The sequence below is a fragment of the Phenylobacterium sp. genome, assembly GCF_037138395.1.
GTDB lineage: Bacteria > Pseudomonadota > Alphaproteobacteria > Caulobacterales > Caulobacteraceae > Phenylobacterium.
Genome location: NZ_JBAXIM010000097.1, coordinates 1 through 9,693 on the forward strand (window position 1 = coordinate 1; position 9,693 = coordinate 9,693).

Sequence of the window (9,693 nt, forward strand, 5' to 3'; positions counted from 1 at the left end):
CAAACTCGCCTCCACGCTCGGCCAGTAGGGCTCCGGTGGGAAGTCGTGTTCGACGAAGCGGTGTTCGACGCCCACCTCGGCGCCGGCGGCCAGGAGGGCGGGGAAGTCGAGGGTTCCGGCGCCCACATCGTCCATGCCGCCGTCTTCCCGGTAGTCCTTCAGGTGCAGGAGGCGCACGCGGCCGGCCATCTGGCGGATCATGGCCAGGGGATCCTCGCCGCCGCGCTTCAGCCAGAAAACGTCCAGCTCGAAGCTGACGAGGGCGGGGTCGAGGCCGGCGACCAGGCGGTCGAAGGGGCGGGTCCCGTCAGGGTCGACGGCGAACTCGAAGTCGTGGTGGTGGTAGGCGACTCGGAAACCGGCGTCGCTGGCCGTGCGCGCAAAGGCGTTGAGGTCGGCGATCACCTGGTCCCAGTCGCGCTGGTCCGGCATGACGAAGGGCAGGACGATCCAGCGGCAGCCGAGGTTCCGGGCCATGGCCAGGACGGCGTCGGGCCGGTCCCGCATGTCGTCGATCCCGGCGTGCACGGAGGGGCAGTCGAGGCCGATGGCGACGAGGTGGGCCCCCAGGTCGGCGAAGTCCATGGACAGGGGGGCGGCGAACTCCACCGCGTCATAGCCGATCTCGCGGATACGACTGAGGGTTCCCTTGGGGTCGGCGGCGAAGGGTTTGCGCAGGGTGTAGAGCTGCAGTCCGTAGGCGCTCATTCGAAGGCTCCGTCGCGAAGGAGGTCGGCCGCATGGTTCGCCGCCCGGGCGGACAGGGCCATGTAGGTCAGGGAGGGGTTCATCGAGGCGCTGGAGGCCATGACCGCGCCATCGGACAGGAAGAGGTTGGAAACCTCGTGCGCCTGGCCCCAGCCGTTCACCACCGAGGTGGCCGGGTCCCGGCCCATGCGCGCGGTGCCCATCTCGTGGATGCGGTCGCCGGGCGGGGTGACGTGTTCGGCGGCCTCTTCCCAGCGGTTGAGATCCACGCAGCCGGCGGCCTTTAGCATCTGCCAGGCGTCGCGGGCGGCCTCGCGCATCATCAGGTATTCATTGCGGCCATGGGCGGCGTCGATGATGGGGACGGGCACGCCCCAGGAGTCCCTTCGGCTCGCCGACAGGGTGACGCGGTTGTCGGGGTTGGGCAGGACCTCGCCGAAGGGCATCAGCGACATGGACCAGGGCAGGCCGCCCGGGGCCTCGGTCCGGCGGGCGCGCACTGCCCCGCCCTGCATCCCGAAGCCGCGCAGGTAGGGCTTGTCCGACTCCGTCACGTTGGCATAGCGCGGAATGTAGATGCCCGTCGGGCGCTCGCCTGGATCGTGCTGGTCCTGGAAGCCCGGCCAGCGGCCGACGATGGGCCGGGTGCTGACATGGTCCATCAGGTTGCGCCCCACCTGATCGCTGCCGTTGGCGAGACCGCGCGGAAAGGCCTCCGACACCGAGTTCAGGAGCAGGGCGGAGGTGTTGATGCTGGACGCATTGAGGAAGACCAGGCGGGCCGAATAGGTGCGCCCCTCACGGGTATTGCGGTCGACCACCCGCACGCCGGTAACGCGGCCGTGGACGGGGTCATGCTCCACCGAGGCGACCACGGCGTCGGTTACGACGGTCAGGTTGCCCGTGGCCCGGGCGGCGGGAAGCGTCGCCGCCTGGGTGGAAAAGTAGCTGCCCAGGTTGCAGCCGTGGGCGCAGGCCAGCTTGCCCTCGCAGCGCTTACGGCCGAGGTCCTGGTGCGTCTTGGTCGTCCGGCTGAGGTTGGCAACCCGGCCCATGATCATGCGCCGGGTGGGGAAGGCGGCCTCGATATTGGCCTTCGCCGCCTCCTCGACCACGTTCATGGGCCAGGGCGGCAGGAAGTCGCCGTCCGGCAATTGGCAGAGACCGTCATAGTCGCCGCTGATTCCGGCGAAGGCCTCCACGTGGTCATACCAGGCCGCGAGGTCGTCATACCGGATCGGCCAGTCGACCCCGTGGCCGTCCTTCAGGTTGGACTCGAAGTCCTGCGGCGCCCAGCGGTAGGACTGCCGGCCCCAGGTGAGGGAGCGACCGCCCAGCTGGTAGCCCCGGATCCACCGATAGGGCTTGCCGGGCGCGGTCTCGTAGGGGTGGTCGTAGTCGCTGGCCCACAACTTCTTGTTGGATTCGAACAGGGCGTAGGAGACCCCCGCATAGTAGGGGTAGTGCTTCTCGCGCTCCTCCAGGGGGATCTGGTCCTCGCTGCGCCGGAGGGAGGCGGCGAGGTCCTGGCTATAGTCCTCGCCGTGGCGGATGTCCGGCCCGCGCTCGAGCATCAGGACCTTCAGGCCCCGCTCGCACAGCTCCTTGGCGACCCAGCCGCCGCTGATCCCCGACCCGACGACGATGGCGTCAAACATTCCGGGCTCCTTGTTCCGCACCAGCGTTGAAAAGGGCGATGGCGGCGGCAAGGGCGGCGACGGGCTCCCCGCGCGGCACGAACTCGTGGCCCACCCACTGGCCGTAGCCCTTGCGGGCGAGCAGGGCGGCGATGGCCCGCCAGTTGATTTCCTGCCGGTCATCCAGGTCGCGGCGGCCCGGGGCGCCGGCGGTGTGCACATGGCCGATCAGGTCGAGGTGGTCGGTGATGGTCCGGCTCAGGTCCCCCTCCATCAGCTGCATATGATAGCCATCGTAGAGGAGGCGCAGGGCCGGGTCGCCTAGCTGGCGCACCACGGCCGCGCCAAAGGCGGTGCGGTCGCACTGCTGGCCGGGATGGTCGACCTTGCTGTTCAGCAGCTCCAGGAGCAGGCGAACGCCCGAAGCCTTGGCATGGGCGACCACGGGGCCCAGGCCCTCGACGCAGGCGGCGATGGCCGGGGCATCGGCACCGTCGCCGATCCGCGAGCCCGAGAAGACGATCACCGCCTCGCAGCCGCCGGCGGCGGCGTCATCGATCCGGCGGCGGACCTCGTCGCGCAGGGCGGCGTGTCGGGTGGGGTCGTTGAAGCCGGTCTCCAGGGCGTGACCACTGAGGGTCACGACCGACAGACCCAGGTCCTGGGCCAGGGGCCACAGGTCGTCGGGTAGCATTTCCACGCCCTTTGCTCCTGCGCCGGCGGCGCCGGCCAAGAGGGCCCGGGCGTCGGTGTCGGGTGCCATGGCGAAGGACCACCAGGCAAAGCTCTGACGGATCATTCGGAAACCTCCTTCAGCGGGACCCAGGCCCCGTCTGCGGCCGCGCTGCGCACGGCGGCGGTGATGAACCTCAGGCCGTCCACACCGTCCGCCAGGCCGGGCAGGCCCGCAAGGTGGCCTGGCGGAGTCTGACCCGCCCGGCGGGCCGAGACCAGGTCGGCAGCGTCGGCGTAGATCTGGGCGAACCCCTCCAGGTAGCCCTCGGGATGGCCAGCAGGCAGGCGGGTGGCTTGGGCGGCGGCGGGGGACAGGCCAGGCCCGCCCCGGCGCAGCACCTGGGGCGCCTCGCCCAGCCGGGTGAACCCCAGGAGGTCGGGCGACTCCTGCGACCAGTCCAGGGCCGCGTCCGAGCCGATGATCCGCAGGCGCAGGGCATTGGAGGCACCTATCGCCACCTGGCTGGCCCAGAGCTGGCCGCGGACCCCGCCCGGCCAGCGGAGGCGGACCTGGACGTCGTCGTCCAGCCGGCGGCCGGCCACGAAGCGCGAGGTCTCGGCGCTGACCGCCTCGGCTCTCAGGCCAGTGACGAAACCTGCCAGGTGGTAGGCGTGGGTGGCGATGTCGCCCAGGGCACCGCCGGCGCCAGCCCGCTCGGGATCCCCCCGCCAGCCGGCCTGCTTGTTGCCGGGCAGGTCCCGGGCCAGCCAGTCCTGGGCGTACTCGGCCTGGATGACCCGCAGCTCCCCCAGGAGGCCCCCGGCCACCATTTCCCGGGCCTGCCGGACCATGGGATAGCCGCTGTAATTGTGGGTCAGGACCAGGGTCCCGCCGGTGCGCGCCGCCGCCGACTCCAGGGCCAGGGCGTCGGCCAGGCGGCTGGTGAGGGGTTTGTCGCAGATCACCGCGACCCCCGCCTCCAGGAAGGCCAGGGCCGGGGCGAAGTGCAGGTGGTTGGGGGTGACGATGGCCACGGCGTCCAGCCGGTCCGGCCGGGGGGCCTCGGCCCGGGCCATCTCCGCCCAGTCGCCGTAGCAGCGGTCCTCGGTCAGGCCCAGGGACCGGCCGAAGTCCCGGGACCGGACCGCATCGGCGCTGAAGGCGCCGGCGACCAGGGTCCAGCGGTCGTCCAGGCGGGCGGCCATGCGGTGGACGGCGCCGATGAAGGCCCCCTCCCCGCCGCCGACCATGCCCAGCCTGAGGCGGGGATCAGCGGTCAAGGCCAAGCATCCTCCGGTTGGCGGCGGCGTCCACGCCGGTGGCGACGAAGTCGTCGAAGCTCTTCCCGGTCACATTGATAATGTGGTCGCGGATGAAGGGCGCGCCCTCCCGGGCCCCGTCCTCCGGCGCCTTGAGGGCGCACTCCCACTCCAGCACCGCCCAGCCCGCGTAGCCGTACTGGGCGAACTTGGAGAAGATGGCGCGGAAATCGACCTGGCCGTCGCCGAGGGAGCGGAAGCGGCCGGCGCGATCCTTCCAGGGCTGGTAGCCGGAATAGACCCCCTGGCGTCCCGAGGGCCGGAACTCGGCGTCCTTCACGTGGAACATCCGGATCCGCTCATGGTAGAGGTCGATGTATTCCAGATAGTCCAGCTGCTGCAGGACGAAGTGGCTGGGGTCGTAGAGCAGGCAGGCCCGCGGGTGGTAGTCCACCCGGTCCCAGAACATCTCCACCGTCGCCCCGTCGAACAGGTCCTCGCTGGGATGCACCTCGTAGCAGAGGTCGACACCGGCCTCCTCATAGGCGTCGAGAATGGGCCGCCAGCGCCGGGCCAGCTCGTCGAAGGCCGCTTCCACCAGGCCCGCGGGGCGTTGGGGATAGGGATAGAGATAGGGCCAGGCCAGGGAGCCCGAGAAGGTGACGCTGGCGGGCAGGCCCAGCCGTCGCGAGGCCTTCGCCCCCATCAGAACCTGGTCCACGGCCCAGGCCTGCCGGGCGGCGGGATTGCCGCGCACGGCGGCGGGGACCCCGCCATCGAACATCTCGTCATAGGCCGGATGGACCGCCACCAACTGGCCCTGGCTGTGGGTGGACAGCTCCGAGATCTCCAGGCCGAGGTCGGCCAGCATGCCCTTGACCTCGTCGCAGTAGGCGTCGCTCTCGGCGGCGAGCTTCAGGTCAAACAGGCGACGGTCCCAGGTGGGGATCTGGACCCCCTTGTACCCCATGTCCGCCACCCAGCGCCCGATGGCCGGCAGGGTGTTGAACGGTGCCTCGTCCCCAGCGAACTGGGCGAGGAAAATCCCTGGTCCCTTCATGGTCACTCCCCGACTTGTCTTTTGCTTCGCAGGCAAACTAGCACGCCCGGCGCGCAGGGCGAGGGGCGCCTTCAGAGGTCGCGCAACACAGCCCTTACGGGTGAAGCATCTGCGCCAGAAAGGCGCAGGGGCGGGGCGATCAGCTCGTAGCCGCCGTCCGGGACTCCGTCGAAGACCAGGCCCTCCAGGACGGCCATGCGCCAGCGGCCCAGGGCCTGGTGACTGACCAGGTCCTTGGCGTCCTGGGGGTCCAGGGAGGGCCCGTCGATCCCCAGCAGGCGGACGCCAGCGCTGCCGAGGGCCTCCACCAGATCCGGGGCGGGCGTGCGGAAACGCTCAGGCCAGGCGTCATGGGGAAAGGCCTCGAAGGTGCGCAGCAGGACGCGGCGGGTTCCCGGCGCCAGACGCGGCAGGACCTCTTCGGGGCCGATGCGGTCGGGCCCCTGCGTCACCGAGACCAGCTGGGCAGGCCCCAGGTAGGGGACAAGGTCCACGGCGTCGATGGCCGCGCCGGCGGGATCGAAGTGCAGGGGGGCGTCAGCGTGGGCGCCGGAATGGGTCGACAGGGTCAGGCGCGAGACGTTCACCGGGCACCCGTCCGACAGCACCCAGGTCCGTTCCAGGCCGAAGGGCGTATCCCCGGGCCAGACCGGCAGGTCGGGCCGCAGGGGCTGGGAGATGTCGTAGAGCCGTCGGCCGGCTTCGTCCCGGGGCCCGCTCATGTGACCCTCTGCTTGGCGGCAAAAACCGGATCGCGCCAGGCGCCGGTCTCCATCACCCGGGTGAAACGCTCCGCCGCCGCCCAGACGTCAGCCCGGCTCAGGAAGAGGGGCGAGAAGCCCAGCCGCATCAGGTCCGGGGCGCGGAAGTCGCCGATCACCCCGGCGGCGATCAGGGCCTGCACTACCGGATAGGCGTGAGGGTGGGCGAAGGACAGGTGGCCACCTCTCGCCAACGGTCGATCCGGGGAGACGAGGCGGAAGCCGTGGGCCGAAAGAGCCGGTCCCGCCCGGTGCTCGAACAGGCTGGACAAGGCCCGCGACCGGGCCAGGATCGCCGCGGGATCGAGGCCCTCGAAGACCTCCAGAGCGGCGTGCAGGGCGGTCAGGGACAGGATGGGCGGTGTCCCTGCCATCAGCCGGGCAGCCCCGGGTGCAGGCGCGTAGCCGGGCTCGAAGGCGAAGGGCCGGGCGTGCCCCATCCAGCCGGGCAGGGGACTGTTGAAGTCTGCGTGGTGGCGCCGGGCCAGGAAGGCGAAGGACGGGGCGCCCGGGCCGCCATTCAGGTACTTGTAGCCGCAGCCCACCGCCATGTCCGCGCCGGCGGCATTCAGGCCGACGGGCGCCAGGCCCGCCGTGTGGCTGAGGTCCCAGAGGGTCAGGACCCCCGCCTCCGAGGCCTGGCGGGTCAGGCCGGACAGGTCGGCCAGGGCGCCGGTACGGTAGTCGGCGTGGCTCATGAGCAGCAGGGCCACGTCCTCCGAAAGGACCTGAGGAAGCACCTCCATTGAAACGGTCTGTATACGGATGTCTGGCCGGATCGCCGCCAGGCCCTGCAGCATGTAGCCGTCGGTGGGGAAGTCCCCCTCGACCCCCAGAAGGACCTTCCGGTCCGGCATCAGGGCCAGGGCCCCGGCCGCCAGCTTGAACAGATTGACCGAGACGGAGTCGGCGCAGGCCACCTCGTCGGGGTCGGCGCCGATCAGGGGGGAAATGCGGGCGGCGGTGCGGTCTGGCAGGCCGATCCAGTCGTCAGTGTTCCAGCCGCGCACAAGGGAGCGGCCCCACTCCTCTGCCGTCGCGCGACGGACCGCTGCCTCCGACGCCCGCGGGAGAGGTCCCAGGGAGTTTCCGTCCAGGTAGATGACGCCGGCCGGTAGTCGGAAGCGCCGGGCCAGGGCCGACAGAGGGTCAGCCCGGTCCAGGCGGCGACAGGCAGCAAGGCTGTGCGGAACTGTCTCCAGTGCGAACTCCAGGGCGGACTCTGGGGCGGACTCTGGGGCGGATCCTAGGTTTGGGGCCATCAGCGGACCTTGATAAACACCGGGTTGGCGTAGAACCAGAGGTCGTCCCAGGGGTTCTCGCCGGGAACGTCCATGGCCGGCTCAGCCTCGCCCGTGCCGGTTCCCCGAAGGCGGATGTAGCCCGAAGCCTGGACGTTGCGCAGGGTCGTCGTCAGGGTGATGACCTCGCCCTCCCGAACCCAGTCGGCGGAGGTGAAGCGACGCTCCACACGCGCCGTAGGATTTTGGTCCGCCGCACGGCTGGACGGTGCCCCTATCAGGTCGCCCCGGATCAGGTCGATGCGCTTCACCTCGGGTGAGCGCCCGCCGAAGTTCTCACCGGCGGGGTCGCGGACGCGCAGGGTGATGCGGACGTCCTGTCCGCGGGCCACCGTGACCTCGCCGCCAATACCGGCGGCCGTTGCGCCCCGGGCCACGGGGCGGACCTCCAGGTCGACGGACGACACCAGATCGCCGGTGGTCACGAAGACCCGGCCGCTCCGCAGGCCGTCCAGGATATCGTCGGGGGATTTCCGCGCCAGGACATAGGTCTTGGCGTACTCGCCCGGCCAGAAGTCAATTCCGCCGTCGGTATAGTGGCGGTGGGAGTCCGAGCTGGCGGTGATCCACCAGCGGCGGCCCTCGCCGAGCATGGAGTCCCAGAAGCCGCCGACCCGGGCAGTCATCTGGTCGAAACCGCCATAGGTGGGATGCTGACGATAGGCCCCCCGGCTTTCACTTGTCCGCGGCGAGCCATCCGGATTCAGGGCGCCCGCCTGGTGCCCGGGCGCGCCCTCCATGCCGATGGCGACCTGGGGCGCCGCATCGTTCCAGTCCCGGAGTTCGGCCGGAGCGGTCTGGCCATATTGGCCAAGGCCCTTGGCTGATCGGGAAGGATGGTGGGCGATCACAACGGGCGGGCGCGGCAGGGCCTTCATGTAGGTCAGGGCCTCGACCATCCGGCTTTCCTGGTCCCGAGCAGGATCGACTGGCCAGGCCTCGAACTTGTCGAAGCGGTGCTCGAGATCCGTCAGGTCATCGCGCTCCTGCGGCGTATTGGGCACGATGATACTGGAGTGGTCGGCGCCGGGGGTGTCCAGCTCGAGGCCGAAGAAGAGGGTGAGTTCCGGGACTTCCCGGCGGGCCTTGAGCACCTCCGGATAGGCCAGTTCGCGGCTGACCCGGGAGTGGTTGGGGCCGCCGTGGTCGGTGGCAGCCATCCAGGACAGGCCGAACTTCCGGGCCATGCGGGCGTTGGTGGGGATGGTGTTACTGGAGTCTCCGCCAACGACGGGATCGGGTGCCTTCGCGGGGTCAGACGAAGGCTTCCAGTCCACGCTGAACTGGGAGTGCACGTGTTGGTCGCCCGGCAACCAGGCGCGGCCATCTTCATGCCCGCCGTGGGGCGCCCCCGTCTCGTGCGCAGGGGCGGCGTTCGCCTGGGCGAGGGCCGAGGCGGCGGCAAGGGTGAAGATGAGGCCGGGTCGGAGCCGGAAGGCGGAGCTGGGCATGGGCAAACTCGGTTCGGGGCGCAGAAAGGACCCTATCTGGCGTGTTTCCGTGATGGTCCGGTGACGCGCGCCTGTCAAACCGGACATCAGAGGCGATGGCTTGCCGAGCCTGCGCCTGAGGCTAATGATAGGGCGGTGCCCAAATGGGAGGAGGATTTCAGATGCGCAACAGAAATTGGCTCGCGGTCCTGGCCGCAGTGACGCTTGCGGCAGGTTGTGCGCCCCGCACGTCGGACGAGACGGCGGCCGTCTATACTGGCGGCGATATCCTGACCCTGGCGGGGGATGCCCCGGCCTATGTCGAGGCCCTGGCGGTGAAGGATGGCAAGATCGTCGCCGCAGGCACCCAGGCGGAGGCGCGCAAGGCTGCAGGTCCAGGCGCCCGGACGGTCGACCTCAAGGGCGGCGTGCTGCTGCCGGGCTTCATCGACGCCCACAGCCACCTCCTCAACTATGCCGACAGCCTGGTCCAGGCCAACCTCAACCCGCCGCCCGTCGGTGGCGTCAGCTCGGTCGCCGACATCGTGGGCGAGCTGAAGCGGCTCAAGGACTCCCTGAAGGCGGGCCCCGGCGTCCTCCTCGTGGGACAGGGATACGACCAGGACTTCCTGGCCGAGAAGCGCCATCCCACTGCGGCGGAACTGGACGCCGCCTTCCCGGACAACCCGGTGATCCTCGTTCACACCTCCGGGCACATGCTGGTCGCCAATTCGGCGGCGATCCGGAAGGCCGGCATCACCGCGGCGACGGCGGACCCTGTGGGCGGTGCCATAATCCGTAAGGCGGGCTCCCGGGAGCCGGAGGGCCTGTTCCAGGAAACCGCCATGCACCCCTTCATCC

At 70.3% G+C, this 9,693-nt stretch carries 9 protein-coding genes; 1 reads left to right on the forward strand and 8 read right to left on the reverse strand.

Annotated elements, in window-relative coordinates; translation table 11 throughout:
• The 8 genes from WCJ52_RS08810 to WCJ52_RS08845 form a co-directional block, all read right to left on the reverse strand.
• Nucleotides 1-708 (reverse strand): sugar phosphate isomerase/epimerase (locus WCJ52_RS08810; protein ID WP_336902931.1); only part of this gene is annotated, 708 nt, incomplete at its 3' end.
• Complete coding sequence (locus WCJ52_RS08815) at nt 705-2,366, reverse strand: GMC family oxidoreductase (protein ID WP_336902932.1); 1,662 nt, start codon at nt 2,364-2,366, stop codon at nt 705-707. The genes WCJ52_RS08810 and WCJ52_RS08815, both read right to left, overlap by 4 nt.
• Nucleotides 2,359-3,144 carry a TIM barrel protein gene (locus WCJ52_RS08820; RefSeq protein WP_336902933.1) on the reverse strand — a complete coding sequence of 262 codons (786 nt, stop codon included), beginning with the start codon at nt 3,142-3,144 and terminating at the stop codon, nt 2,359-2,361. Before WCJ52_RS08820 ends, WCJ52_RS08815 begins: the two co-directional genes overlap by 8 nt.
• On the reverse strand, nt 3,141-4,301 hold the full coding sequence (locus WCJ52_RS08825; RefSeq protein WP_336902934.1) for a Gfo/Idh/MocA family oxidoreductase: 1,161 nt from the start codon (nt 4,299-4,301) through the stop codon (nt 3,141-3,143). The genes WCJ52_RS08820 and WCJ52_RS08825 overlap by 4 nt, the downstream gene beginning before the upstream one ends.
• A complete protein-coding gene (locus tag WCJ52_RS08830) occupies nt 4,291-5,340 on the reverse strand; it encodes a sugar phosphate isomerase/epimerase (protein WP_336902935.1) in 1,050 nt (349 codons plus the stop codon). The genes WCJ52_RS08825 and WCJ52_RS08830 overlap by 11 nt, the downstream gene beginning before the upstream one ends.
• A 71-nt stretch (nt 5,341-5,411) precedes the next feature.
• On the reverse strand, nt 5,412-6,062 hold the full coding sequence (gene kynB / locus WCJ52_RS08835) for an arylformamidase (RefSeq protein ID WP_336902936.1): 651 nt from the start codon (nt 6,060-6,062) through the stop codon (nt 5,412-5,414).
• Nucleotides 6,059-7,363: an aminotransferase class V-fold PLP-dependent enzyme gene (locus tag WCJ52_RS08840; RefSeq protein WP_336902937.1), complete on the reverse strand. Its 1,305-nt coding sequence runs from the start codon at nt 7,361-7,363 to the stop codon at nt 6,059-6,061. Before WCJ52_RS08840 ends, kynB begins: the two co-directional genes overlap by 4 nt.
• Entirely contained in the window at nt 7,363-8,853 is a 1,491-nt protein-coding gene (locus tag WCJ52_RS08845; RefSeq protein WP_336902938.1) for a phosphoesterase, read from the reverse strand. Before WCJ52_RS08845 ends, WCJ52_RS08840 begins: the two co-directional genes overlap by 1 nt.
• Before the next feature lie 161 nt (nt 8,854-9,014).
• Between WCJ52_RS08845 and WCJ52_RS08850 the strand changes: the two genes are divergently transcribed.
• The coding region (locus tag WCJ52_RS08850) for an amidohydrolase family protein (protein WP_336902939.1) at nt 9,015-9,693 on the forward strand (679 nt) is incomplete at its 3' end.

Bases quoted from the DNA above. Each gene is read 5' to 3' on its own strand.
- WCJ52_RS08815 (WP_336902932.1), bottom strand. From the start codon at position 2,366: ATGTTTGACGCCATCGTCGTCGGGTCGGGGATCAGCGGCGGCTGGGTC.
- WCJ52_RS08820 (WP_336902933.1), bottom strand. From the start codon at position 3,144: ATGATCCGTCAGAGCTTTGCCTGGTGGTCCTTCGCCATGGCACCCGAC.
- WCJ52_RS08830 (WP_336902935.1), bottom strand. From the start codon at position 5,340: ATGAAGGGACCAGGGATTTTCCTCGCCCAGTTCGCTGGGGACGAGGCA.
- kynB (WP_336902936.1), bottom strand. From the start codon at position 6,062: ATGAGCGGGCCCCGGGACGAAGCCGGCCGACGGCTCTACGACATCTCC.
- WCJ52_RS08840 (WP_336902937.1), bottom strand. From the start codon at position 7,363: ATGGCCCCAAACCTAGGATCCGCCCCAGAGTCCGCCCCAGAGTCCGCC.
- WCJ52_RS08845 (WP_336902938.1), bottom strand. From the start codon at position 8,853: ATGCCCAGCTCCGCCTTCCGGCTCCGACCCGGCCTCATCTTCACCCTT.